General features: G+C 67.9%; 25 protein-coding genes. 12 read left to right on the forward strand and 13 right to left on the reverse strand.

Annotated elements, in window-relative coordinates:
• The first annotated feature begins 132 nt into the window (after positions 1–132).
• A complete protein-coding gene (locus tag ACFQ4G_RS01990; RefSeq protein ID WP_238203133.1) occupies positions 133–819 on the forward strand; it encodes a spermidine synthase in 687 nt (228 codons plus the stop codon).
• A 12-nt stretch (positions 820–831) separates the two neighbouring features.
• Here the strand turns inward: ACFQ4G_RS01990 and ACFQ4G_RS01995 are convergent, their stop codons facing one another.
• From ACFQ4G_RS01995 to ACFQ4G_RS02005, 3 genes are all read right to left on the reverse strand, one after another.
• Entirely contained in the window at positions 832–1,050 is a 219-nt protein-coding gene (locus ACFQ4G_RS01995; RefSeq protein ID WP_238203135.1) for a hypothetical protein, read from the reverse strand.
• 120 nt (positions 1,051–1,170) lie between these two features.
• Positions 1,171–1,464, reverse strand: coding sequence for a hypothetical protein (locus ACFQ4G_RS02000; protein WP_238203137.1), 294 nt, complete (start codon positions 1,462–1,464; stop codon positions 1,171–1,173).
• Between the two features lie 116 nt (positions 1,465–1,580).
• On the reverse strand, positions 1,581–2,171 hold the full coding sequence (locus ACFQ4G_RS02005; RefSeq protein WP_238203139.1) for a GNAT family N-acetyltransferase: 591 nt from the start codon (positions 2,169–2,171) through the stop codon (positions 1,581–1,583).
• Between the two features lie 318 nt (positions 2,172–2,489).
• On the opposite strand from ACFQ4G_RS02005, the gene zapE reads away from it, so the two are divergent.
• The 3 genes from zapE (at position 2,490) to ACFQ4G_RS02020 (ending at position 6,938) form a co-directional block, all read left to right on the forward strand.
• Positions 2,490–3,635 carry a cell division protein ZapE gene (zapE, locus tag ACFQ4G_RS02010; protein WP_238203364.1) on the forward strand — a complete coding sequence of 382 codons (1,146 nt, stop codon included), beginning with the start codon at positions 2,490–2,492 and terminating at the stop codon, positions 3,633–3,635.
• A 475-nt stretch (positions 3,636–4,110) separates the two neighbouring features.
• Positions 4,111–4,590, forward strand: a complete 480-nt coding sequence (locus ACFQ4G_RS02015; RefSeq protein WP_238203141.1) for a (2Fe-2S)-binding protein — start codon at positions 4,111–4,113, stop codon at positions 4,588–4,590.
• Positions 4,587–6,938 carry a xanthine dehydrogenase family protein molybdopterin-binding subunit gene (locus ACFQ4G_RS02020; protein WP_238203143.1) on the forward strand — a complete coding sequence of 784 codons (2,352 nt, stop codon included), beginning with the start codon at positions 4,587–4,589 and terminating at the stop codon, positions 6,936–6,938. The genes ACFQ4G_RS02015 and ACFQ4G_RS02020 overlap by 4 nt, the downstream gene beginning before the upstream one ends.
• A gap of 108 nt (positions 6,939–7,046) precedes the next feature.
• Here ACFQ4G_RS02020 and ACFQ4G_RS02025 read toward each other — a convergent pair whose 3' ends face one another.
• Entirely contained in the window at positions 7,047–7,310 is a 264-nt protein-coding gene (locus tag ACFQ4G_RS02025; RefSeq protein ID WP_238203145.1) for a YARHG domain-containing protein, read from the reverse strand.
• Positions 7,311–7,405: 95 nt separating this feature from the next.
• Complete coding sequence (locus tag ACFQ4G_RS02030) at positions 7,406–7,858, reverse strand: cyclic nucleotide-binding domain-containing protein (protein WP_238203365.1); 453 nt, start codon at positions 7,856–7,858, stop codon at positions 7,406–7,408.
• 186 nt (positions 7,859–8,044) lie between these two features.
• Here ACFQ4G_RS02030 and ACFQ4G_RS02035 point away from each other — a divergent pair, with 186 nt between their 5' ends.
• A complete protein-coding gene (locus tag ACFQ4G_RS02035; RefSeq protein WP_238203147.1) occupies positions 8,045–8,266 on the forward strand; it encodes a hypothetical protein in 222 nt (73 codons plus the stop codon).
• Positions 8,267–8,269: 3 nt separating this feature from the next.
• On the opposite strand, the gene ACFQ4G_RS02040 is transcribed toward ACFQ4G_RS02035, so the two are convergent.
• Positions 8,270–8,956, reverse strand: coding sequence for a response regulator transcription factor (locus tag ACFQ4G_RS02040; RefSeq protein ID WP_238203148.1), 687 nt, complete (start codon positions 8,954–8,956; stop codon positions 8,270–8,272).
• Between the two features lie 298 nt (positions 8,957–9,254).
• On the opposite strand from ACFQ4G_RS02040, the gene ACFQ4G_RS02045 reads away from it, so the two are divergent.
• The gene (locus ACFQ4G_RS02045; protein WP_238203158.1) at positions 9,255–9,806 is read left to right on the forward strand and encodes a L,D-transpeptidase family protein; all 552 of its coding nucleotides are present in this window, start codon (positions 9,255–9,257) and stop codon (positions 9,804–9,806) included.
• Between the two features lie 12 nt (positions 9,807–9,818).
• Here the strand turns inward: ACFQ4G_RS02045 and ACFQ4G_RS02050 are convergent, their stop codons facing one another.
• Positions 9,819–11,144 carry an MFS transporter gene (locus ACFQ4G_RS02050; RefSeq protein ID WP_238203160.1) on the reverse strand — a complete coding sequence of 442 codons (1,326 nt, stop codon included), beginning with the start codon at positions 11,142–11,144 and terminating at the stop codon, positions 9,819–9,821.
• Positions 11,145–11,303: 159 nt separating this feature from the next.
• Here ACFQ4G_RS02050 and ACFQ4G_RS02055 point away from each other — a divergent pair, with 159 nt between their 5' ends.
• Positions 11,304–11,729, forward strand: a complete 426-nt coding sequence (locus ACFQ4G_RS02055; RefSeq protein ID WP_238203162.1) for a MarR family winged helix-turn-helix transcriptional regulator — start codon at positions 11,304–11,306, stop codon at positions 11,727–11,729.
• A 202-nt stretch (positions 11,730–11,931) separates the two neighbouring features.
• Here ACFQ4G_RS02055 and ACFQ4G_RS02060 read toward each other — a convergent pair whose 3' ends face one another.
• The 5 genes from ACFQ4G_RS02060 to secB form a co-directional block, all read right to left on the reverse strand.
• On the reverse strand, positions 11,932–12,225 hold the full coding sequence (locus tag ACFQ4G_RS02060; RefSeq protein ID WP_238203164.1) for a GIY-YIG nuclease family protein: 294 nt from the start codon (positions 12,223–12,225) through the stop codon (positions 11,932–11,934).
• Between the two features lie 269 nt (positions 12,226–12,494).
• Complete coding sequence (gene hisS / locus ACFQ4G_RS02065; RefSeq protein WP_238203166.1) at positions 12,495–14,018, reverse strand: histidine--tRNA ligase; 1,524 nt, start codon at positions 14,016–14,018, stop codon at positions 12,495–12,497.
• A gap of 78 nt (positions 14,019–14,096) precedes the next feature.
• A complete protein-coding gene (locus ACFQ4G_RS02070) occupies positions 14,097–14,582 on the reverse strand; it encodes a DUF3429 domain-containing protein (RefSeq protein WP_238203168.1) in 486 nt (161 codons plus the stop codon).
• Positions 14,583–14,704: 122 nt separating this feature from the next.
• Positions 14,705–14,986 (reverse strand): tautomerase family protein, encoded by a 282-nt coding sequence (locus ACFQ4G_RS02075; protein ID WP_238203170.1) that lies wholly within the window; start codon positions 14,984–14,986, stop codon positions 14,705–14,707.
• Positions 14,987–15,414: 428 nt separating this feature from the next.
• Positions 15,415–15,924: a protein-export chaperone SecB gene (gene secB / locus ACFQ4G_RS02080; protein WP_238203172.1), complete on the reverse strand. Its 510-nt coding sequence runs from the start codon at positions 15,922–15,924 to the stop codon at positions 15,415–15,417.
• Positions 15,925–16,341: 417 nt separating this feature from the next.
• Between secB and ACFQ4G_RS02085 the strand changes: the two genes are divergently transcribed.
• The 5 genes from ACFQ4G_RS02085 (at position 16,342) to mnmE (ending at position 22,292) form a co-directional block, all read left to right on the forward strand.
• Positions 16,342–17,070 (forward strand): Tim44/TimA family putative adaptor protein, encoded by a 729-nt coding sequence (locus ACFQ4G_RS02085; protein ID WP_238203174.1) that lies wholly within the window; start codon positions 16,342–16,344, stop codon positions 17,068–17,070.
• A 26-nt stretch (positions 17,071–17,096) separates the two neighbouring features.
• Positions 17,097–18,317, forward strand: coding sequence for a murein transglycosylase A (gene mltA / locus ACFQ4G_RS02090; RefSeq protein ID WP_238203176.1), 1,221 nt, complete (start codon positions 17,097–17,099; stop codon positions 18,315–18,317).
• The gene (locus ACFQ4G_RS02095) at positions 18,314–18,973 is read left to right on the forward strand and encodes a Smr/MutS family protein (RefSeq protein WP_238203178.1); all 660 of its coding nucleotides are present in this window, start codon (positions 18,314–18,316) and stop codon (positions 18,971–18,973) included. The genes mltA and ACFQ4G_RS02095 overlap by 4 nt, the downstream gene beginning before the upstream one ends.
• 376 nt (positions 18,974–19,349) lie before the next feature.
• Positions 19,350–20,693: a transcription termination factor Rho gene (rho, locus tag ACFQ4G_RS02100; protein ID WP_238203180.1), complete on the forward strand. Its 1,344-nt coding sequence runs from the start codon at positions 19,350–19,352 to the stop codon at positions 20,691–20,693.
• Positions 20,694–20,981: 288 nt separating this feature from the next.
• Positions 20,982–22,292, forward strand: coding sequence for a tRNA uridine-5-carboxymethylaminomethyl(34) synthesis GTPase MnmE (gene mnmE / locus ACFQ4G_RS02105; protein ID WP_238203182.1), 1,311 nt, complete (start codon positions 20,982–20,984; stop codon positions 22,290–22,292).
• Positions 22,293–22,333: 41 nt separating this feature from the next.
• On the opposite strand, the gene ACFQ4G_RS02110 is transcribed toward mnmE, so the two are convergent.
• A complete protein-coding gene (locus ACFQ4G_RS02110) occupies positions 22,334–23,227 on the reverse strand; it encodes a ParB/RepB/Spo0J family partition protein (RefSeq protein ID WP_238203367.1) in 894 nt (297 codons plus the stop codon).
• Positions 23,228–23,264: the final 37 nt, after the last annotated feature.

Below are 23,264 nucleotides of genomic sequence, written 5' to 3' on the forward strand. Positions count from 1 at the left end.
AAAGACAGGGTGGCTCGCATCCATCCACCATCGCCATGCCGGAAGGCGTGATCGCGCTGCAGGTCGGGTGATCCGTCGCCGCCTCTATGCTAGCCGGGTGGACATGTCGTCGCCCTGCCCCCGATCCCGCCCATGATCCCCTGGATCGTCGTCGATACCGCACCAATCCCCGGGGATGCGGGCGAGCTGCGCCTGCTTCGGCGCGGCACCGAATTCTCGATCCAGCTCGGGCATAACGAGCTGATGAACAGCCGGCTCAGCGGCTCGGAGAAGGCGCTGGCACATCTCGCCGCGGAACGGATCGGCGCCCGCGCGGGCGTGCGCTTCCTCGTCGGCGGTCTCGGCATGGGATTCACCCTGCGCGCCGCCCTCGATGCCCTGAAGCCGGATGCGGCCATCGTCGTCGCCGAACTCGTGCCGAACGTGGCGGAATGGGTGCGCGGCCCCTTGAGCGCCCTGTCGGCGGATGCTCTCTCCGACGACCGGGTGGAATTGCGGATCGGCGACATCGTCGAGGCGATCTGCTCGGCCACCTCCGCCTACGACGCGATCCTGCTCGACGTGGACAATGGGCCCGACGGCCTCACCCGGCCGGCCAATGACAGGCTCTACGACGAAGCGGGATTGGGCGCCGCCATGGCGGCGCTGCGGCCCGGAGGCGTGCTCGCGGTGTGGTCCGCGCATCCGGACCGACACTTCACCCAGCGTCTTCGCCGGGCCGGATTTGCCGTCGACGAGGTACCGGTCCGGGCCAACGGCACCAGCGGCGCCCGTCACACCATCTGGCTCGCGGGCAAGCCGGGTCGCCCACAGCGCTGAACGCCGCCGAATTCAGGCCGAGTTTCTGCGACGCTCCAGCCGCCGGCTCAGACGGGTCACGCCGTAGATCTCGGCGAGATGCCGGCGGGCCGCCTTCACCGGAGCGTCCTCGCGCTCGACGCGGGCGGCCTCGATGACGCGCAACGTATGCGCGACGCATCGCTCCAGACGGATCGCAGCGCTTCCCTCCGGGATGCGCCTATCCTGGGCCGGGTCATCGGCATTGGTCATGCAAAAGGCCCCCTCGATCCTGATCGATCGGACCTTGCTAGGGGAACCGTGCGGCGGCGATCGGGTCGAGGCTTGGCCGCAAGATGGCAGCTTGGCCGTAAAGGCGGCCGATGCCGCCGCTCAGTCGCGCGTACTGCCTTCGTTGAACTTGTCGCGGCAGACATAGCCGACGAAGCATTTCGCGACGTCCCGCGTCAGTTCGAAAGCGGGCTTGGGTGCTTCGGGCAGTGGGCAGAAACCGCCATCGCGGACGATCCTGTCATAGGTGATCGGCCCCGTCGTCATCACGATGGCGCCGACCCGGCTCACTAGGGCGTGGGCGTCGGCGCAGAGCATGGCGGGGGTTGCCGGCCGCTCCTGCGCCGAGACGGCGATTGGAGCCAGGACGGCACAGGCGACAAGCACGAATCTCATGGCGAGGCGGTCTTCTCGAAGCGGGTTCGGGCCGAGCACGAGGCCGATGGAGCCTACCCGGTCGTCGTTGCAGGATAGGGCCGACGCCGGTCGCCGCCAATCCGTCACGTGGTCCGTTATGCCGCCCGCTTCAGCGGCTCAGCGGCGGCGGCCACAGCGAGGGTGAAATCCAGGGCCTCGTCCACGCCCTCCTGCCAGAGCGAGATCGGTGTCCGGCGTGCGAGGGTCAGGGCCCCCTCCGCCTCGCCGTCGGCCAGAGTCACCTCGGCGCCGAGCTTCGCGGCGAGGCGGCGCATGGGAGCGTTGCGGCTGAGGCAGCGGACATGCAGTTCCCGGACGGAACGGTTGCGCGCCGCCGCGACGATCCGGCGGAAGAGCGCATGGCCGAGGCCGTTGCGGCGGAATCCGCGCTCCACCGCGAAGGCGGCCTCCGCCTCGCGGCCGAGGCCGAAACCCGGGATCGGACCATTCATCGGGCGCAGCTCGCCGAGCGCCCGCAACTCCCCCTCGACGAAACCGCCGAAGACAAGCCCCTCCACCTTGAGGGCGCGGGCCGCATAGGCGAGGGCGGCCGCATCGCTCAAGGCGGCCATGAAGCGGTTGGCTCTCGTATCGGGGTCGAGCCGCAGGAAATAGGCCTCGACCATGGCACGGTCGCTGGGCCAGAGGCGCCGGACGTTCAGGCCGGTCGGAATGGTATCAGGCATCGTGGTGCCGTGCTCCGGATGACATCGCGCAACTGCGCTGGCTCCGGGCGTGACCTCCCTCGAGGAGGCCACCAGATGGCATCGCCGATTGTTTTGTGCAATGCAACAAAACGTCATCCCGCCCGAGTGCCCCGCTTGATCCCTCCGGTTCCGCGCGGCACACGGGTCGTCGGGTCGGTCCTGTCGATAGGGACGCGGTCGCCGCGCCCTTCCGTATCCAAGGTCGTCATCGCCGTGAATTCCCCGTCCGGTTCCGCTTCGTCCGCCAGTTCGCAGGGAGGCACGAATCCTCCGGGTCCGGTCTCGGCGCGCTACGACATGCTGGTCTCGTCGGGTGCCATCGAGCGCGATCCGGCCCAGATCCATCTGGTGCGTGCCCTCGACCGCCTGGTGCAGGATCTCGACCGGCGCCGGCGGGCGAAGAAGGGCAGCGCGCTCGGCTGGCTGTTCGGGCGCAGCGGCGACAGCGAGGGTCCGCCCAAGGGCCTCTACATCTGGGGCTCGGTCGGGCGCGGCAAGACCATGCTGATGGACCTGTTCCACGAGGCCGCCCCGGGGCCGAAGCGCCGCGTTCATTTCCACGGCTTCCTGTCGGACGCGCACGAGCGCATCCACGCCCACCGGCAGGCCCTGAAGGCGGGCACGGCCAAGGGCGACGATCCGATCCCGGTGGTGGCGGACGCGCTGGCCGACGAGGCGACCCTGCTCTGCTTCGACGAATTCACCGTGACCGACATCGCCGACGCGATGATTCTGGGGCGGCTCTTCGGAGCCCTGTTCAAGCGTGGAGTCACGGTGGTGGCGACCTCCAACGTCGAGCCGGACCGGCTCTACGAGGGCGGGCTGAACCGGGCGCTGTTCCTGCCCTTCGTGGCCGAACTGAAGAGCCGCGTCGACATCCTGCGCCTCGATTCCCGCACGGATTTCCGCCTGGAGAAGCTCGGCGGCGCCTCGGTCTACCACGTGCCCGCCGACGAGGTGGCCGAGGCCGCTCTCGCCCAGGCCTTCAAGGGCCTCACCGGGAAGGCGAAGGGCAAGGCCGCCACGATCCGCGTGAAGGGCCGCGAGGTGGCGGTGCCGGAGGAAGCCGCCGGCGTCGCCCGGTTCGGCTTCGCCGACCTCTGCGCCCAGCCTCTGGGCGCCTCCGACTACATGGCCATCGCCCACTCTTTCCAGACAGTGATCCTTTCGGACATCCCGGTGATGGGCGAGGCGAACCGCAACGAGGCCAAGCGTTTCATCACCCTCGTCGACACATTCTACGACGCTCATGTGAAGCTGATCGCCTCCGCCGCGGCCGAGCCGACTGGCCTCTACACGGCCACCGAGGGCCGGGAGGCTTTCGAGTTCGATCGCACCGTCTCCCGCCTCATCGAGATGCGCTCGTCGGAATACCTCGCACTCCCGCACGGGCGCGGGGATTCCGAAGCGAGCGGGTCGAGCTCCGGGCTGGTCGAGACCTGAGCCCGAGGAAGGACGACGCTGCGTCCCCCTGGAGACGTCCGGGTCGATTCGGACGATGACACTCGTGACCGAGCTTGGCGGGCACGACGCCGGTAGAGCGGCCTAGATAACGCGTGAAGACGGACCACGGCGCACGGGTCGAACACGTATTGTGCGCAACAGCACACCGGACCCATGGCCGAGCTTCACGGAAGTGGTGCCCGTGGCTGCTAACCGTTGCACCGCAGCACCCGCACCGTCTAATTGGATTCATTATGAGGTACGGGGCGTGGGGGCTTCGTGCACTGCGACGGCTCCCTGTCGAGGGGCGCCGGATCCGCTGCCGCACCTCAGGCACGCTTCGATGCGGGACGGCGACGACGTCGCGCGCCCTCCGCGCCTGAACGACGACCTCCGAGGTTATTCGCGACCCCGACGGATTGGTGGACAGCCGATCTCGACCGGTCCGTGGCCTGATCGATGACAGGATACACCGATGATCAAACTCACCGTGAACGGAGCTGAACGCAGCTTCGACGGCGATCCCGACATGCCGCTGCTCTGGTTCCTGCGCGACGAAGTCGGCCTCACCGGCACCAAGTTCGGCTGCGGTCAGGCGCTGTGCGGCGCCTGCACCATCCATCTCGGCGGCACCGCCGTTCGCGGCTGCGTCACCCCCGTCTCCGCGGCCGAGGGCCAGGAGGTGGTGACCATCGAAGGGCTCTCGCCCGACGGCAACCACCCGGTCCAGGCGGCGTGGCGCGACCTCAACGTCTCGCAGTGCGGCTATTGCCAGTGCGGGCAGATGATGCAGGCGGCGTCCCTCCTCAAGGACACCCCGAAGCCCAACGACGACCAGATCGACGAGGCCATGAGCGGCAACCTCTGCCGCTGCGGCACCTATCCGCGCATCCGCGCCGCGATCCATCAGGCCGCCGGAAACGCGCCGGCCGCCAACAAGGGAGAGCGCCTGTGATCCACGAAGCCAAGCTCATGGCCGATCTCTCGGCCGATGTCGCCACCGCGACGCCCGAAGCTCCCAGCGCCATCGCCAATGTCAGCCGCCGCGCCATGCTCGGCGGCATGGGCGCCCTGGTCCTCGCCCTCTCCTGGCGCGATTCCGCGCGGGCCGAGGACAAGAAGGACGAGCCGAAGAAGTTCGGCGCCGATGCCATGCCGCATGGGTGGCAGGACGACCCCAAGGTGTTCGTCGCCATCGCTCCCGACGGCACCGTGACCATCACCTGCCATCGCTCGGAGATGGGCCAGGGCGTGCGTACCTCCGTCGCCCTCGTGGTGGCCGACGAGCTCGAGGCCGATTGGGCCAAGGTGAAGGTCGCCCAGGCCTGGGGCGACGAGGCCCGGTTCGGCAACCAGGACACCGACGGCTCGCGCAGCTTGCGCCACTTCTTCCCGCATCTGCGCCATGCGGGTGCTGCGGCCCGCGCCATGCTGGTCCAGGCCGCCGCCAAGCAATGGGGCGTGCCGGCCTCCGAGGTGAAGGCCGAGAACTCCGTCCTCACCCACGCGAAGTCGAAGCGGACCCTGGGCTATGGCGACGTAGCGGCAGCCGCCGCCGAACTCGCCGTGCCAGCCCGCGAGAGCGTGACCCTGAAGGACCCCAAGGCCTTCCGGTATATCGGCAAGGGCAAGATCGGCCTCATCGACAACCGCGACATCACCACCGGCAAGGCCATCTACGGCCTCGATATCCGCCTCGATGGGATGCTCTACGCCCTCGTCGCCCGCCCGCCTGTCTTCGGCGGCAAGGTGGCGAGCTACGACGATGCCGAGACCATGAAGGTCCCCGGCGTGGTCAAGGTTTTCAAGATCGACGCTCCCGAGATCCCGTCCGAGTTCCAGCCGATCGGCGGCGTCGCCGTCATCGCCAAGAACACATGGGCGGCGATGAAGGGCCGCGAGGCCCTGAAGATCACCTGGGACGACGGCCCCAACGCCCATTACGACTCCGTCGCCTTCCGCGGCGAGTTGGAGAAGGCGGCGCGTGCCCCCGGCAAGGTGGTGCGCAACCAGGGCGACGTCGACGGTGCCATGGCCAAGGCCAAACAGCGGATCGAGGCCGAGTATTTCGTGCCCCACCTCGTCCAGGCCCCGATGGAGCCGCCGGCCGCCACGGTGCGGATCAAGGATGGGTTCTGCGAGGCCTGGGCCTGCACCCAGGCTCCCCAGGCGACGCATGACCGCCTGGCCAAGAAGCTCAACCTGCCCGCCGACAAGGTGCGGGTGAACGTGACGCTGCTCGGCGGCGGCTTCGGCCGCAAGTCGAAGCCCGATTACGTGGTCGAGGCGGCCTTGTGCTCGCAGGCCGTCGATGGCGCGCCGGTCAAGCTCACCTGGACCCGCGAGGACGATCTCCATCACGGCTATTACCACACGATCTCGGTGGAACGCCTGGAAGCGGGCCTCGACGCCAAGGGCATGCCGGTGGCCTGGCTCCACCGTTCGGCCGCTCCGACGATCGGCTCGATCTTCGCGGCCGGCGCCAAGAACGAGCTGCCCTTCGAACTCGGGATGGGGCTCACCAACACGCCGTTCGACGTGCCCAACATTCGCCTGGAGAACCCGGCCGCGGATGCGCATGTGCGGATCGGCTGGTTCCGCTCGGTCTCGAACATCCCGCACGCCTTCGCGATCCAGTCCTTCGTGGCTGAACTCGCGCATGCGGCGGGTCGGGACCCGAAGGAATACCTTCTGGCGCTGATCGGCCCCGACCGGGTGATCGATCCCACCAGCATCGGCGACGTGTGGAATTACGGCGAGGATCCCGCTCGCTACCCGATCGAGACCGCGCGCCTGCGCGGGGTCATCGAGGCGGCGGCCAAGGGGATCGGCTGGGGCCGCAAGCTGCCGAAGGGACGGGGCCTCGGCATTGCCGGGCATTACAGCTTCGTCACCCACACCGCGGTCGCTGCCGAGGTGGAGGTGGGTGCCAAGGGCGAGGTCTCGGTGAAGCGCATCGACATCGCCGTCGATTGCGGACCGCACGTCAATCCGGAGCGCATCCGGTCGCAGATGGAGGGCGCGGTCGTCATGGGGATGGGTCTGGCTCTATCGGCCGAGATCACCTTCAAGGACGGACGTGCGCAGCAGAACAACTTCGACGGCTACGAGATCACCCGTCTCGACGCCGCACCGAAGGAGCTGCACGTCCATCTGATTCAGACCAGCGACTACAGCCGTCCGCTCGGCGGCGTCGGCGAGCCGGGCGTCCCGCCCGTGGCACCGGCCATCGCCAACGCGGTCTTCGCCGCCACCGGCCGCCGCATCCGCCAGCTGCCGATCCGCGACCAGCTGAGCTCTTAGGCCACGACATCCTCCGGCCCGGATATCCCGGGTCGGAGGGTCACCTTCCCTGAAATCATCCGCAGGGCGTCGGTCGCACCGCACCGGCCCTCAACGCCTGCGGCTTCCTCAGTCGCGGCATCCGTTGCGGGCTTCCTCGCGCACGATCTCGGCGACCTTCGCCCGATCCCGGGCGGAAAGCGGAACGTCACGGATGTCGGAGAATCGGCATTGGGCGTTGCCGAACGCCGCGATCCCGCGCTGGGTCTTGAAGCAATAGCCGGCCTCCGCATAGACCGCGTTGCGCTCGCCCCAGAGCTCGTCGCACGGGAACGCCGCCAGGGCCGGGGATGCCGGCAGGCAGGCGAGACTGAGAATCACGAGAGGTCGCATCGGCAGCTCCGGGAGGGGTCGTGCGAGAGTGCGGGCTTTTCGGCCGACTTCGCAAGCTCCGCCTCCCCTGAGCCTGTGCTAGGCGGAGCACCCCGTCACGAGGCGTCGATCCTGGCGCGCACGCCGTCGAGCCCCCTCGTCAGTTCGGTGAGATCGTCGGCGAGAGCCGCATGGATGGCATCGGCGGCATCGGGAAACTCTTCGAGCACGCGACGCATCAGCGTCGGGGTGATGCGGACGACCTCCGCCGACGTGACGGCGCGGGCATCGCTGGGCCGCTCACCGCGCAGGAACAGCGCCATCCGGCCGATCAGGGCGGAGCGGCCGACCGCGATGGGCTCGCCGCCGGTGACGCGCGACGCGACCTCGATCGTCCCCGACATGACCACGAAGCCGCCATCGGTGCGCTCGTCCCGGGCGAACAGGACATCTCCCGGCATCAGGTTGCGGCGCTCGGCGGCGAAGGAGAGCAGCCGCAGGGCATCGCGCTCCATGAAGCCGAACAGGGGGGCCGCCGCCAGGATCGCGATGTCGTCGTCGAGTCCCAATGCCACCCGCTCCCGCAAGACGGAGACGTCTCTCCGGCCGAGCAAGCCTTAGCCGATGGCGGGCAGGGGAGGAAATCCCGCCCGCATCGCCGGAAGTGGGCTCGCCACGCATCACACCGATCGAACAGGTGTCATGAAGCCGGTGGATACACGCGTCTCCCGACCGACACGAAGACGGATAGAGCGGTGGCCAATCACTTCTGCCTGGATCCGAACGATCCCTACGCCCAGACCGAAGTCCTGGTGATCTTCGAAGGCAGCTATCCGGATATCCGGCTGGTGTCGGTCATCGACAGGCACGAGGAAGAGATCCTGTCCGATCTCGTCGACGAGCAGCAGCGCGATCTCATCCGCGAGATCGCCGCCTTCTACAGGCCCAGCGATGACCGGCCGGCAGCGGCCGCCTGAGGTTCAGGGCAGCAGCTTGTAGCCGCCGCCCTCGGTGACCAGGATGGCGGTGATGGCCGGGTTCGGCTCGATCTTCTGGCGCAGGCGATAGATGTGCGTCTCCAGCGTATGCGTGGTGACCTGCGCGTTGTAGCCCCAGACCTCGGCGAGCAGCGTGTCGCGCGCCACCACCTCGCGGCCGGCACGGTAGAGGAACCGCAGGATCGCGGTCTCCTTCTCGGTGAGTTTCAGCTTCGAGCCACGTTCGCAGACGAGGAGCTTGGCGCCGGGGCGGAACGTGTAGGGGCCGATCTGGAAGACGGCGTCCTCGCTGGCCTCGTGGCTGCGCAGATGGGCGCGGATGCGGGCGAGCAGCACGGCGAACTTGAAGGGCTTTGCGACATAGTCGTTGGCGCCGGCCTCGAGGCCCTCCACCATGTCGTCTTCGGAATCCTGCGCACTCAGCATGATCACCGGGCCGCGATACCCGTTGCGGCGCATGGCCCGTACCGCCTCGCGCCCGTCCATGTCGGGCAGGCCGACATCCATGATCGCGAGATCGATCCGATCCTCCGCCACGCGGGCGATGGCGCTCTTCGCATCCTCGGCGCTGAGGATGACGAACTCTTCATAGAGATCGAGCTGTTCGATCAAGGTCTCACGCAACGACTCGTCGTCGTCGCAGATGAGCAGGCGATGGATGGTCGACATCGGCCGATATACTTTCACACGCAACCGGGATGCGCCCGAATGGGCAGATCCCCAAATCTTGAGAGACGGCCGAGGCGCCGGCCGCCAGCGTAAACAACAGAGTGAAGGACCTTTTATGTCAGAACCTTGAACGCGTTCGGGACGAAGGCCGACTTCGCACGTCCCGGACGGTTCGAAAGCCGAAAAAGTTTCGCACGGGATCGTCTTTCGAGCATAGTCGCCCCTGTCGAGCCGGCACGTCTCGGGCTGGTTCGTCTGGGGCTGGTCCGGCCCGGTTCGTCCGGGCGATAAGGCGACCATGATCTCCAGACTCCAGATCCGAACGACTCTCGCCCAGATCCGCGTCCGACGGCTCGTGGGCGACCCGACCCGAGGGCAGATTCTCGCCGCGGGCACGATCATCCCTTGCGCACTCGGCCGCTCGGGCGTCGGTCAGGTCAAGCGGGAAGGGGACGGCCGGTCCCCACGGGGCCGTTTCCGACTCCTGGCCGGAGCCTATCGCCCGGACCATTTCGGCGCGCGTCCACGAACGGCGCTGGCGCTGCGCCCGACGCGACGGAGCGACGGCTGGTGCGACGAGCCGCACCACCGGCGCTACAACCGCCCGATCACCCTGCCGGCTCCCGGCGTGAGCGCGGAAGCGATGTGGCGGGAAGACGGCCTCTACGACCTCGTTGTCGATCTCGACTACAATCGCCATCCGATCCGGCCGGGCCGCGGCTCGGCGATCTTTCTCCACGTGGCGCGGTCGGGATACCTCCCGACGGAAGGCTGCGTGGCGGTGAAGCGCACGGACCTCGTCCGGCTTCTGCGGCGCCTCGGGCCGCGCACGCATCTGCGGATTCTCTGACCACCGCATGTGCTACCCCCGTGCCGGGAGACCGGCCGGCACCCCATCCCGCCGCTCGCCCGGACGCGACAGGGTGAGGACCAGGACGGCCGCGAGGATGCACAGGGCGCCGGCGGCGAAGAAGGCCGGCAGGTAGCTCGACAGGGCGGTGCGCGACAGGCCGGCGCCGTAGGCGATGGTGGCGGCCCCGAGCTGGTGCCCGGCGAACACCCAGCCGAAGACGAGGTTCGCCTTCTCGCGGCCGAACCGGGAGGCAGTGAGCCGCACGGTGGGCGGCACCGTGGCGATCCAGTCGAGCCCGTAGAAGGCGGCGAAGACGGAAAGGCCGACGAAGGAGAAATCCGAGAAGGGCAGGAACATCAGCGAGAGGCCGCGAAGGCCGTAATACCAGAACAGGAGCCAGCGGTTGTCATAGCGGTCCGACAGCCATCCGGACGCGACCGTGCCGATGAAATCGAAGATGCCCATGGCCGCGAGCACGCTCGCACCCTGCACCGGACCGATGCCGTAATCGGCGCAGAGGGGGATGAAATGGGTCTGGATCAGCCCGTTGGTGCTGGCCCCGCAGATGAAGAACGTGGCGAACAGCACCCAGAACACGCCCGTGCGCGACGCCTCCCGTAGCGCTCCGAGTGCGCTGCCGGCCATGACCGCCGGTCCCGGAACCGTACCGGCGGCGGCGATGTCGCCGTAGGGGGCCAGCCCCATCTCCTCCGGGCGATCACGCATCAACGCCATCACCGCGAGGCCTACCGTCAGCAACAGGCCGCAGATTACGAGGAGCGCCGCGCGCCAGCCGAGCTGCTCGGTCAGGGCCGCGAGCAGCGGCAGCACGATGAGCTGGCCCGTGGCCGAGCTCGCGGTGAGGAGACCGATGACGAGGCCGCGCGAGCGCGAGAACCAGCGGGTCGCGATGGTCGCGCCGAGGACGAGGGCGGTGAGTCCCGTCCCGATGCCGACGACGACGCCCCACAGCAGGACGAGTTGCCAGACCTCGCTCATGAACAGGGATGCGAGGAGCCCGCCGGCGATGAGGAGAAGCGCCAGGAGCACGATGCGGCGCGGGCCGTAGCGGTTCATCAGTTCGGCGGCGAAGGGACCCATCAGACCGAACAGGACGAAGCGGACGGCGAGCGCGGAGGAGATCGTCGCCGTGTCCCAGCCGAATTCCTTCTGAAGCGGCAGGATCAGCACGCCCGGTGCGCCGACGGCTCCCGCAGTCACCAGCATGGTGAGGAAGGTGACGCTCGCGACGACCCAGCCATAGTGAACGTTGCGGCGGGCAAGGGGCGCGGCGACGGAGTTCGACAGCGAGCCGAAGGGTGTGGCGTTGGACATACGGCCTCTTCGGGGTCCCGCATGGTGGTCCGGCGCGACGACCGGCCGTGAAGGCGGCTTGCCGGTGCGCGTGGTGAGACGATTGCTTAGGCGCATATGCACCCTTTAGACAAGCATCTCACTCGCACCCCCGTGATCGCATCTTCAGGACCTGTCGCGATGGACCAGCCGGCGCCGATCTCGCCGTGTCACTGCCTCGCCCTTCGCCAAGCGTCGCGGCGGCTGACGCAACTCTACGACCAGCATCTGGCGCCCACAGGCCTGCGTACCAGCCAGTACAGCCTGTTGCGCAGTCTCGGCCGGGCCGGGCCGATCTCCATCAACGCCTTCGCCGAGATCATGGTGATGGACCGGACCACGATGGGCCGCGCCCTGCGCCCCCTGACCCGGGACGGCCTCGTCGCCGCCGGTCCGGGACCGGATGGCCGGACCCGGTCTCTCACCCTCACCGCGGCGGGATTGGCGCGGATGGAGGAGGCGCTGCCCCTTTGGGAGCGGGCGCAGGAAGCCTTTGAGAAGCGTTATGGGGCGGAGCCGGCGAGCGACCTGCGCCGGGCCGCCGCGCGGCTCGCGCTGTCGGTCTGATATCGTGTCGCTGGCGCGACGCAGTCCTTTGGCTGGGTCCCGGATCGCCCTTCGGGCGTCCGGGAAAGGGGAGCAAGGCCGGAGGGGTCGAAGCGTCGGTCAGACCCCGCCCTCCCCATCCAGTCGGCACCTTTCCCGGCCGCCTGCAGCGTAGCGGAAGGTGAGCCGGGACCCAGCGCAAGGATGAGGCGAAGCCGCCGTTCTACACGTTCAGATCATCGTAGAGGTCGCGCCAGTCCGGGTTCATCGCTTCGATGAGAGCGATCTTCCAGGCACGGCGCCAGCGCTTGAGCGCGTACTCCCTTTGCCGGGCCAAGCTCACATGCGGATAGGTTTCATACCAGACGAGATTCGTCACGGCGTAGTCACTGGTGAAACCGGATTTGAGACGGGTCTTGTGCTCCCATACGCGTCGGCCGAGCTCGGTGGTCGATCCGGTATAGAGCGTGCCGTTTCGCTGGCTCGCCAGGATGTAGACGAACCCCGCCGGCCCCATCCATCGCGCCTCCAGCCACTTGATGGATTGCGGATTAGCAGGGATTGCGCGCGACAGACAATACAACCTCGCCGAGGCGTGGACGGAGAGTGCCGCTGGCTGGGTCCCGGATCGCCCTTCGGGCGTCCGGGAAAGGGGAGCGGGTCCAGAGGGTGAAGCATCGTCAGACCGCCGCCCTCTTCCATCCAAGCGCCACCTTTCCCGGCCGCCTGCAGCGCAGCGGAAGGTGAGCCGGGACCCAGCGCAAGGATGAGGCGAAGCCGCCGTTCTCAGAAATGCCGGGCCAGCACCTCGCGGACGCGCTCGACCATCTCGTCTTCCTTGACCGAGAACTGGGCAGGGCGGGCGGCTTTCCATTCGGCGTTGCTGGCGATGGCGCCGGCCGCCCTGGCGCCCTCGATCAGGTCCTTCACCTGGACCTCGCCGGCCTCGCGCTCGTTCGAGCCCTGAATGATGGCGCAGGGGGAGCCGCGCCGGTCGGCGTATTTCATCTGCGCCTTCATGCCCGAGCCGCCGAGATAGAGCTCGGCCCGGATGCCGGCCTCGCGCAGGCGCGCCACCAGGCGCTGGTAATCGGCGATGTTGTCGCGGTCGAGGACCAGCACCACCACCGGGCCAGGTTTGGCGGTGCCTTCCAGCAAGGGACTCTTGATCAGCTGCAGCGCCGACATCAGGCGCGAGACGCCGATGGAGAAGCCGGTGGCCGGCACCGGCTCGGCGCGGAAGCGCCCGACGAGGCCGTCATAGCGGCCGCCGCCGGCCACCGAGCCGAACCGCACGGTCTGGCCGTCCTCGTTGGTGACGGGGAACGTCAGTTCCGCCTCGTAGACCGGGCCGGTATAGTATTCGAGCCCGCGCACCACGGAAGGGTCGGCCCGGATGCGGTCGTGGCCGTAGCCCGCCGCCGCGCAGAGCCGCATGATCGCGTGCAGCTCGGCGATGCCCTCTTGGCCGGTCTCTGAGGAGCCGACGACGTCGCTCCACGAGCCGAAGAACTGCTCCCAGAATGCCATCCGGTCGCCCTCGGAATCGGGTGCCGCCTGGAACGAGACGTAGGCGAGGATGCGCTCGATGGCGTCGGGGCTGAGCCCGGCCCCCCTGGTGACGTCGCCGCTCTCGTCCTTGCGGCCCTCGCCGAGCAATTGGCGCACGCCATCGACGCCGAGGCGGTCGAGCTTGTCGATGGCGCGCAGCACGGTGAGGCGCTGCCCGGCCTTGTCCTCGCCGGCGAGGCCGATCGCCTCCATGACGCCGTCGAGCACCTTCCGGTTATTGACCTTGATGACGTACTGGCCGGAGAGGCCGAGCTTCTCCAGCGTATCGGCCATCAGCATGCAGATCTCGGCATCCGCCGCGACGGAGCCCGCGCCGACGATGTCGGCATCGCATTGCATGAACTGGCGGAAGCGGCCCGGACCTGGCTTCTCGTTGCGGAAAACGTAGCCGGCGCGGAAGCTGCGATAGGGTTTCGGGATCGCGTCGAAATGCTCGGCCACGTGGCGGGCCAGCGGCGCGGTGAGATCGTAGCGGAGCGACAGCCAGGATTCGTCGTCGTCCTGGAACGAGAACACGCCTTCGTTCGGGCGGTCGAGGTCGGGCAGGAACTTGCCGAGCGACTCGGTGTACTCGACGAAGGGGGTCTCCAGCGCCTCGAACCCGTAGAGCTCGAAGCTCTGGCGAATCGTCTCCAGCATCCGGTGCTGCGCGGCGATCTCGTCGGCGCGGCGGTCGACGAAGCCGCGCGGCAGGCGCGCCTTCAGGGTGTCGGCCTTCGCGGATTCGGCCTTGGCCATGGTGATTTCGCTTTGCGTTCGGGCTGTCGATGTCAGGCGGGCTCTATCGCGGGCGCTCCCGAGCGGCAAGCGCGGGGGTCAAAGCTTCAGGGCCAGCAGGGCGCACAGGCTCAGAATGGCGATGGGGATCTGCGTCGGGCGCAGCCGCGCGAAGAAGAGCGGCGCCTCCCCGGTGCGGGCAGCCAGCGGATCGAGGATTGCCACGGTGGTGAAGCCGGCGATGAGGAGGGCCAGCGATGTCACCGTCTGCCCGAGGGAGGCCGCGACCAGGGCGATGAAGCCGAGGCTGAACAGGCCCAGCATGGTGGCGATCTGGATGAAGGTCGGACCGCCCTCGGTACGGAAGCTGACGCCGCGGCGCACGCCCGACAGGAACAGCAGGATGGCACATCCCCACAGGATGGTGAGATAGAGGATCGCCTCACCGAGATCGTCGCGGCGCCACCAGGCGAGAGCCGCGCCGATCGCGAAGGGCAGCATCGGTCCGTAGCCCAGCAGGATGCCGAGCCACGGGACGGAGCGGGGTTCGCTCACGGTCAGCGTGCGTCTATCGGCCTTGGCCATCCGGCGGGAAGCTCCTCGATCTCTCGCCGGCCAACCTTCGCCCCCGGGTGCGGTTCCGGATGATCAGGCTCCCTGCGGCGACCGGCCCGTACTGCATCGCGCCGTTGCCGAACGACCGGTTTTCACGTGCAACTTCCACGAGGTTGATGAACAGGTTCTCCAGCCGCACCTTCGGATCGGCCGCGAGGTTGCGGGCGATCGCCCCCGTACAGGGCCCGTTTCTGGCCGGTGTCGCGGGTGTCGTTGGCGGTGATCTGGATCACCACGAGGTCGTCATCGCGGCTGGTTTCAAGATAGGCCGGATCGTATGCGAAGGCCGAATCCGTGTGTTCGTGGATCACGGTGAACAGATCGTTCTCCGGCACCGCGAAGGTCTCGCGCATGGCGGCGTAGATGCCGGCCACGAGGGCCTTGTGATAGGCGGCGTCCTTGCCGGCGCGACCTGCGGCGCCTCGGGATCGACGGCAGCGGTCTGGTGTTGGAGGTGCGGATCGCGCCGTCGCACGATCTCATGACGGAGTTCGAAAGGGGCGAGATCGATGCCGCCATCGTCAGGACGGAGGGTGAGGGACGCCACGACGTCTCCCCAAATTGCCGGTCTCGACGGTGACGCTCCATGCCCGGGCCGTCGACGCACGCGCTCAGGCAGCCCTGCGGGCCCTCGCCGCATCCTATCGGGGCGGCTGATCCCGCCTCCGGTCGAGGCGTCCGTCGGGCGCGGAAGGCCGCTGCTCTCAAGACGGTGGGATGTCGCGTGCTCGAAAGAAAACGCCCCGGCGCCGAAGCGGAGGGGCGTGTATCGTCAGGATCGCGAAGCGACGGTGGGCGCGAATCAGGAGGCGAGAGGACCGGTCTGGTCAGCCTGCTGGTTCTGCGCCTCGAAGGCCTTCTGGCGGTAGAGGCCGACGAAATCGATCGGATCGATATAGAGGGGCGGGAAGCCGCCGTTGCGCACGGCCTCTGCGATGATCTGGCGCGCGAAGGGGAAGAGCAGGCGCGGGCACTCGATCATCACCGCCGGGTGGAGCTGGTCCTGCGGAATGTTGCGCATGCGGAAGATGCCGGCATAGTTCAGCTCGAACGCGAACAGCACCTCATTGTTGATCTTGGCATCGCCTTCCAGGGTGAGCTCGACCTCGAAATCGGCCTCGGCCAGCTGCTTGGCGTTGACGTTGACCTGGATGTTGATCTGCGGGCCGCTTTCCTGCGGCTGGAGCGAGCGCGGCGCATTCGGGTTCTCGAAAGAGAGATCCTTGGCGTATTGGGCCAGCGCGTTGATGGCGGGCGTCTGGTCTTCGGCGGGAGCCGCGCCGTTGCCGTTTGGTGCCGGGGTATCGGCCATGGCGTTCTCGTCCTCTTTCGCGGGGTCCTTCGGGGCACCTCGGCGATTCACTGACGTGGCGTATCGTCCGATCGTCGCAGGGCCGGTTCCGAGCGACAGCGCGCTAACACGCTGGGCCACCTCCGACAAGACGAGCGGCAACGCGCCGGGTTCGAGCCGCGAAACCAAGCCGTCTCCGGACTTCATGATCCGCTCTTGACCCTGAGGCCTCCGGCATGGCTCCTCCCTGCCTGGATACAGCGCGCGGGGAGTCCCATATGCGGGCTGACCTCTTGGGTCGCGCCCCTACATTCCGGGCGGAAGCCTCGGATTCTCCGGCTCGATCCTTGCGCGGCGCTCCGTTAAAGGACGCAGCGGCGGGATTTCGGGAGCCCCCTCGAACAAGTATGTCGTGCGACGGCCACGATCGGATCGGTGATGCAGGATTCTTTCGATTTGACGACCCTGATCTTCCTGGCACTCGCGGTGTTCGTCATCTGGCGGCTCCGTTCGGTGCTGGGTCAGAAGACCGGAACCGAGCGCTCGCCGTTCAAGCCGGTGGACCGCAATCGCAATCCGGCATCACCGGCTCGGGCGGAGGGTGACAACGTCGTGCGTCTGCCCGGTGCCGACCGGCCTCAGCCCCAGCCCGATTCGGCACCGGCCGCCATCGCCGAAGCGCGCGACTGGCGCGGCATCGCAGAGCCCGGCTCGGCCGTCGCCCACGGGCTCGAAGCCGTTGTCCAGGTGGAGCCGAACTTCGATCCGCGCGCCTTCGTCGAAGGTGCCAAGGGCGCCTACGAGGCTATCGTGATCGCCTTCGCCAAGGGGGACCGCAAGACCCTGCGCAGCCTGCTCTCGAAGGAGGTCTGCGAGGGTTTCGAGCGTGAGATCACCGCCCGCGAATCGCGCCAGGAGACGGTGGAGACCACCTTCGTCTCCCTCGACAAGGCCGAGATCGTGGCCGTCGACGTGCGCAACCGCGTGGCGCAGGTGACCGTGCGGTTCCTCTCGCACCTCATCACCGCGACCCGCAGCCCCGATGGCAAGGTCATCGACGGCAATGCCGAAGCGGTGGCCGAGGTGCCGGACGTGTGGACCTTCGCTCGCACCCTGGGCAGCCGCGATCCGAACTGGCAGCTCGTCGCCACGGAAGCCGGCGCCTGAGGCGTCCGGATCTTTCGGGGTATGTCGTGACCGGTTTCTGGTATCGGACGATCGCATCTCTCGCCGCCCTCGCTCTCGTCGGAGCGCTCCTTCCCGGCCCGGTCGCTGTCGCGGCCGGGCCGCTTCGCGTCGGCGGAGCGGTTCTCGAGCCCGTGGACCTCGAGGCTCTGCAAGGCTTTCCCGGCACGGAAGCGGCCGCTGCCCTCGATGCGTTCCGCCGCACCTGCGCCGCCCCTCCGGTCGAGATCGCCCCCACCGTCACCGGCTCAGCGGAGGACCTCGCCGCAGCCTGCGCCCGCGCGGCCTCGGCCAAGCCCCAGGAGGCCGGGAGCTTCTTCGTGCGGAACTTCGATGCCTACCGCATCGTCAGGCCGGGCGAGGCGGGCGGTCCGCCGCGACGGACGGGCTTCCTCACCGGCTATTTCGAGCCGGAACTCACCGGTGACCTCTCCGCCGGTCCGGGTTTTTCCACCCCTGCCCTCGCCCGACCCGACGACCTCGTCAGCCTCGGCCCCGGCGAGACGCGGCCCGGCCTCGACCCGGCCTTGCGGGCGGCACGGGCCACGCGGACCGGGTTCGAGCCCTATCCCGATCGTGCGACCATCGAGGATGGCGGAATCGGGGAGCGCGCCCGGCCCCTCGTCTACCTGCGCGACCCGGTCGACCTGTTCGTGCTCCAGGTCCAGGGATCCGGCCGGGTCCGCCTGCCGGACGGGCGTGCGGTCCGCGTGCTCTATGACGGCCGCAACGGCAGGCCCTACACCTCGGTGGCCAAGCTCATCGTCCAAGCGGGACACCTCCCCCTCGAAGGACTGACGCTCCCGCGCTGGACCGGCTGGCTCCGCGCCAATCCCGAGCTCGCCAAACCGCTGATGCGCGCCAACGCCTCCTACATCTTCTTCCGCCTCGCCGAAGTGGAGGACCCGAGCCTCGGCCCTCCGGGCGCGGCCGGCATCCCGCTGACCCCCGGCCGCAGCCTCGCTGTCGATTCCAGCCTGTGGCGCTACGGAACGCCGTTCTGGCTCGAAGGACGGATCGCCGGAGAGGACGCCGCCGGGCGTCTCGTGGTCGCCGCCGATACCGGCTCGGCCATCGTCGGCCCGGCACGGGGCGACCTCTATCTCGGCACCGGCGAGGCGGCGGGGATCGCCGCCGGCAACCTGCGCGATCCGGTGGGCTTCGTAGTCCTGCTGCCGAAGCCGCGTACGTCCCCTTCCGGCTCGCCCGCCGCGGCTGGTGCTCCATGAGGATGCCGCGCAGGCCCCGCGGATTGTCGGGCGAGGACGCGTTCCTCTGGAGCGAGATCGCGCGGCTGATCACGCCGTTGCGCGGACGTGCCGTGCCGAAGGCCAAGGCGGTACCGACCGGCACTCCCCCGTCTTCGAAGACGAAGGCGGATACGCAGAATCCCACCGCCAAGGCCGCCACCACCAAGGCCGCGGCGCCGGTGGCTGCAAAGCCCCCCGTGCCGCTCAAGGCCGCGGCGAAACGCATCCTGAAGCCGGCACCGCCGCCATCGCCGGTGGCGGCACCGGCGATGGTCGTCACGGCCCCGTCCCTGCCCGGCCTCGAACGCAAGGCGCGCCTCGCCCTACGGCGCGGATCGCTCAAGGTGGAAGCGCGGATCGACCTTCACGGAATGTACCAGACCGAAGCGCACGGCGCCCTGGTCGGCTTCCTGATGCGCTGCCGCTCTGCGGGCCACGCCCATGTCCTCGTCGTCACGGGCAAGGGCGGCGGGGCGGGCTATGACGACGCCTTCTCCGAGCGCGGCGTCCTGCGCCGAAGCGTTCCGCATTGGCTGCGTTCGCCGGAGCTCCGCGGTGTCGTCCTCGGCTTCGAGGAGGCGGCGCGCCATCATGGCGGCGCAGGCGCCCTCTATGTCCGCCTGAGGCGGCGCTGAGGCCGGCCTGAAACGCCACTGTGCGGACGACGCGAAGACGGGCCGGTCGCGGCGATCGATCTGCCGAGGCGCATACCCTCCAATCATCGCTCTCGTCGTCATGGGCCGACCGGCGTGAGATCGCGGAGCAATCGTTCCCGGCTCGCGCCATGCGCGAATTCGCGCCTGGCGGGGACTTGAGCCGAATGCGGAATCGCGATAAGGAAAATTCCCTCCTTTTACGCCGTGTTGCATCCGGGAGCCCCAGGCTCCCCATAGACGATGCGCGGAACCGGTCTTTACCGACGTTCCGACCAAAGGTGCCGACAAGGCATCCGGCGCTCCTCCGACTGTCCAGCCCGATCAACCCTCGTCCATCGTCGGTTCCAATTCTCCCATGACGTCACAGAACGATTCGCTCACTCCCGTGGAACCGCCGGCAGAGATGGGGCTGGTCGCCGCCGATCTGAGCCAGCACCGCGAGGTCAAGCTCCAGGACCTCAAGTCCAAGACACCCACAGATCTGATCGCCTTCGCCGAGGAGGTCGAGGTCGAGAACGCCTCCACCATGCGCAAGCAGGAGTTGATGTTCTCTATCCTGAAGCAGCTCGCTGCCAAGGAGGTCGAGATCATCGGCGCCGGCACTGTGGAAGTGCTGCAGGACGGGTTCGGCTTCCTGCGCTCATCGGAATCGAACTACCTGCCGGGCCCCGACGACATCTACATTTCGCCCACCCAGATCCGCCGTTTCGGCCTGCGCACCGGCGACACCGTCGAGGGACCGATCCGCGGCCCGAAAGACGGCGAGCGCTATTTCGCCCTGCTCAAGGTCAACACGATCAACTTCGAGAATCCGGAGAAGATCAAGCACAAGGTCCATTTCGACAACCTGACGCCGCTCTTCCCGACGAAGCGCTTCAAGCTCGAACTCGATGCTCCGCCGAAGAAGGATTTCTCGCCGCGGATCATCGACATCGTCGCCCCCATCGGCAAGGGTCAGCGCGCGCTGATCGTGGCGCCGCCGCGCACCGGCAAGACCGTGCTGATGCAGAACATCGCGCAGTCGATCACCATCAACCACCCGGAATGCTACCTCATCGTGCTGCTTATCGACGAGCGGCCCGAGGAAGTCACCGACATGATCCGCTCGGTGAAGGGCGAGGTCATCGCCTCCACCTTCGACGAGCCGGCCACCCGTCACGTCCAGGTCGCCGAGATGGTGATCGAGAAGGCCAAGCGCCTCGTGGAGCACGGCCGCGACGTGGTCATCCTGCTCGATTCGATCACTCGCCTCGGCCGCGCGTACAACACCGTCGTGCCGTCCTCCGGCAAGGTGCTCACCGGCGGTGTCGATGCCAACGCCCTGCAGCGCCCGAAGCGCTTCTTCGGTGCCGCCCGCAACATCGAAGAGGGCGGTTCGCTCTCGATCATCGCCACCGCACTCATCGATACCGGCTCGCGCATGGACGAGGTGATCTTCGAGGAATTCAAGGGCACCGGTAACTCCGAGATCATCCTCGACCGCAAGGTCTCGGACAAGCGCATCTTCCCGGCCATCGACATCACCCGCTCGGGCACCCGTAAGGAAGAACTGCTGGTCCCGCCGGATTCGCTCAAGAAGACCTACGTGCTGCGCCGCATCCTCAACCCGATGGGCGTCACCGACGCGATCGAGTTCCTCATGGACAAGCTGCGCCAGACGAAGAGCAACAACGACTTCTTCGACTCCATGAACACCTGACGCCGTTCCTCGCTCCGTCTCGGACGCTCCCTGCCGGGCCGTCGGATGGAGCGAGGTTCGTTCCCTTGACGCCGGGTTGCTTCCGCTTCCGTGACGACCGGCCCCTCCTAGTGGCGCAAAGTGACCTAGTGGGCTTCTACCATACCCGGCGACGCGGCCACTTCAGGATGGATCAAGCCCCCGTCGAACAAAGGCGTTTTCTTTTGGAAATAAGATTATTCGCCGGCTAACACTAATCCAACACGAGAAAACCCATCCCGCGCTGGTGCGCCCCGCAGGATTTCCGCGATGAGCGACGGCACAACGATCTTCGCACCGGCCAGTGGATTCGGGCGCGCTGCCGTTGCCGTCATCCGGATCAGCGGGCCTGCCTCCGGCTCCCTCATCGAGAGCCTGACCAAGCGCCTCCCCCCGCCCCGTCGCCTGTCCCTGCGCACTCTTCGCCAGCCTGCGACCGGTGAGGTGCTCGACTCGGCTCTCGTCGCCTGGATGCCTGGACCGGGCACGTTCACCGGAGAGGACATGGCCGAACTTCATCTCCATGGCGGTCTCGCCGTGCGCTCCGCCGTGATGGCGGCCTTGGCAGCGTATCCCGGCTGTCGTCTCGCCGAACCCGGTGCCTTCAGCCGCCGTGCCGTCGAGAACGGGCGCATGGACCTGACAGCCGTGGAAGGAGCCGCCGATCTCATCGAGGCGGAGACCGACGCTCAGCGGCGTCAGGCTTTGCGTCAGCTCGACGGCGTGCTCGGACGCAAGGTCGCCGATTGGCGCGATCGATTGATTGACCTTTTAGCTGGTGCGGAGGCCGCCCTCGATTTCGCTGATGAAGGGGACGTCGACGATGCTGCCCTCGATGCCGCCCTCCAGTCCAAGGCGCGCGCCGTTCGTGACGAGATCGCGGCGGTTCTTGCCGATGGCCGGCGCGGGGAACGCCTGCGGGAGGGATTCGTCGTGGTGCTGTCCGGGCCGCCGAATGCCGGCAAATCGACTTTGCTCAATGCGCTGAGCCAGCGGGATGCCGCCATCGTCTCGGAAGTTCCGGGCACCACCCGCGACCTCATCGAAATCCGCTGCGATCTCGGCGGATTGCCGGTCATCATCGTCGATACGGCGGGCCTGCGCGACACAGCCGATCCGGTGGAAGCCGAAGGCATCCGTCGTACCCGCAAGCGAATGAACCAAGCGGACCTGATCCTCGCCCTTCACGCAGGTGATGAGCCGGACGATGGCAGTACGGCCCTCATTTCGGATCGAACCGTTTCGGTGCGGACGAAGTCCGATCTCGGTGCTCTTCCAGACAGCGATATCGCCATCTCCGCAGTGACGGGCGAGGGAATCGACCGGCTTCTCGGTCTCATCGAGGCGCGCGCGGAGGCGTCGCTCGGCGGCGGCGACGCCCTGGTGACCCGGGAGCGCCATCGCGATGGCCTCACCCGCTGTCGCGATCACCTGGACCGGGTCTTGTCCGGCCCTGCTTTCCCCGAACTCCTGGCCGAGGACCTACGCCTCGCCGTCCGGGCCCTCGGCGAAGTCGCCGGCAAGGTGGGGGTCGAGGACATGCTCGACCGCCTGTTTTCGGGCTTCTGTATCGGAAAGTAGAACCGGCTCGTCCGGCCAGTTTGTTCGGTGGCTCGGAGCCGTCAGGCCCCATCCGATATCTTGAACCGCCGGCACAGATCGTCGAGCTCTTCGGCCGTCTCGTAACGGATGCGAATTTCCCCGCCCGTCTGGCCCTTGGCCTTGAGGGAGACGGAGACGCCGAGGGCTCGCGCCATGGCCTGTTCCAGGCTGCGGACCCGGCCGTCTCGCTCGGGCTTCCGAGGACGGCCGGGGCGCGGTGCATCCCCCTCTGGCACCTCGGCCGAGGCGAGCGCCTCTACCTCACGGACGGACAGGCCCTCGGCCACGATGCGGCGGGCCACGGCTTCGGGATCCCTCACGGCGAGCAGCGCGCGAGCATGACCGGCCGTGATCTCTCCGGCGACCACGCGGTCTTGGATCGGGCTGGAAAGCTGCAGCAGGCGCAGGGTATTGGCGAGATGGCTGCGGCTCTTGCCGATGATCTCGGCGAGCTCTGTCTGGCTGTAGCGGAACTCGCTCATCAGCCGCTCGTAGCCGGCGGCTTCCTCGATAGCGTTGAGATCGCTGCGCTGGACGTTCTCGAGGATGGCGTATTCGAGGGAGGTCCGATCGTCGATCTCCACCACGACGATGGGGGCTTCATGCAAACCCGCCCGCTGAGCGGCGCGCCAACGGCGCTCACCCGCAACGATCTCGTAGGTGTCGGGAACGCCCGCCAGCGCCCGCACGACGATGGGCTGAATGATGCCGCGCAACTTGATCGAGGCGGCGAGTTCGTCGAGCTCGGTCTCGTGGAAACGGCGGCGTGGATTGCGTGGGTTGGGACGCAGAAACTCGACGGCGACCTTGCGCTGTGCCTGCGGCTTGCCCGCATCGCCGTTATCGTCTCCCACATCCCCGATCAGGGCCGCGAGCCCGCGCCCGAGCCGGGGCCGCGCCACTTCATCCGCCATCGCCACCTGCTTCAACTCCGAAACGCTACGCATCTAC

It is taken from the genome of Methylobacterium marchantiae (assembly GCF_042679825.1).
In the GTDB taxonomy this organism is placed as follows: domain Bacteria; phylum Pseudomonadota; class Alphaproteobacteria; order Rhizobiales; family Beijerinckiaceae; genus Methylobacterium; species Methylobacterium marchantiae.

Coding starts and splice junctions, on each gene's coding strand:
- ACFQ4G_RS01990 (WP_238203133.1), top strand. CDS start 133: ATGATCCCCTGGATCGTCGTCGATACCGCACCAATCCCCGGGGATGCG.
- ACFQ4G_RS01995 (WP_238203135.1), bottom strand. CDS start 1,050: ATGACCAATGCCGATGACCCGGCCCAGGATAGGCGCATCCCGGAGGGA.
- ACFQ4G_RS02000 (WP_238203137.1), bottom strand. CDS start 1,464: ATGAGATTCGTGCTTGTCGCCTGTGCCGTCCTGGCTCCAATCGCCGTC.
- ACFQ4G_RS02005 (WP_238203139.1), bottom strand. CDS start 2,171: ATGCCTGATACCATTCCGACCGGCCTGAACGTCCGGCGCCTCTGGCCC.
- zapE (WP_238203364.1), top strand. CDS start 2,490: ATGCTGGTCTCGTCGGGTGCCATCGAGCGCGATCCGGCCCAGATCCAT.
- ACFQ4G_RS02015 (WP_238203141.1), top strand. CDS start 4,111: ATGATCAAACTCACCGTGAACGGAGCTGAACGCAGCTTCGACGGCGAT.
- ACFQ4G_RS02025 (WP_238203145.1), bottom strand. CDS start 7,310: ATGCGACCTCTCGTGATTCTCAGTCTCGCCTGCCTGCCGGCATCCCCG.
- ACFQ4G_RS02040 (WP_238203148.1), bottom strand. CDS start 8,956: ATGTCGACCATCCATCGCCTGCTCATCTGCGACGACGACGAGTCGTTG.
- ACFQ4G_RS02045 (WP_238203158.1), top strand. CDS start 9,255: ATGATCTCCAGACTCCAGATCCGAACGACTCTCGCCCAGATCCGCGTC.
- ACFQ4G_RS02050 (WP_238203160.1), bottom strand. CDS start 11,144: ATGTCCAACGCCACACCCTTCGGCTCGCTGTCGAACTCCGTCGCCGCG.
- ACFQ4G_RS02055 (WP_238203162.1), top strand. CDS start 11,304: ATGGACCAGCCGGCGCCGATCTCGCCGTGTCACTGCCTCGCCCTTCGC.
- ACFQ4G_RS02060 (WP_238203164.1), bottom strand. CDS start 12,225: ATGGGGCCGGCGGGGTTCGTCTACATCCTGGCGAGCCAGCGAAACGGC.
- hisS (WP_238203166.1), bottom strand. CDS start 14,018: ATGGCCAAGGCCGAATCCGCGAAGGCCGACACCCTGAAGGCGCGCCTG.
- ACFQ4G_RS02070 (WP_238203168.1), bottom strand. CDS start 14,582: ATGGCCAAGGCCGATAGACGCACGCTGACCGTGAGCGAACCCCGCTCC.
- secB (WP_238203172.1), bottom strand. CDS start 15,924: ATGGCCGATACCCCGGCACCAAACGGCAACGGCGCGGCTCCCGCCGAA.
- ACFQ4G_RS02085 (WP_238203174.1), top strand. CDS start 16,342: ATGCAGGATTCTTTCGATTTGACGACCCTGATCTTCCTGGCACTCGCG.
- ACFQ4G_RS02095 (WP_238203178.1), top strand. CDS start 18,314: ATGAGGATGCCGCGCAGGCCCCGCGGATTGTCGGGCGAGGACGCGTTC.
- rho (WP_238203180.1), top strand. CDS start 19,350: ATGACGTCACAGAACGATTCGCTCACTCCCGTGGAACCGCCGGCAGAG.
- mnmE (WP_238203182.1), top strand. CDS start 20,982: ATGAGCGACGGCACAACGATCTTCGCACCGGCCAGTGGATTCGGGCGC.
- ACFQ4G_RS02110 (WP_238203367.1), bottom strand. CDS start 23,227: ATGGCGGATGAAGTGGCGCGGCCCCGGCTCGGGCGCGGGCTCGCGGCC.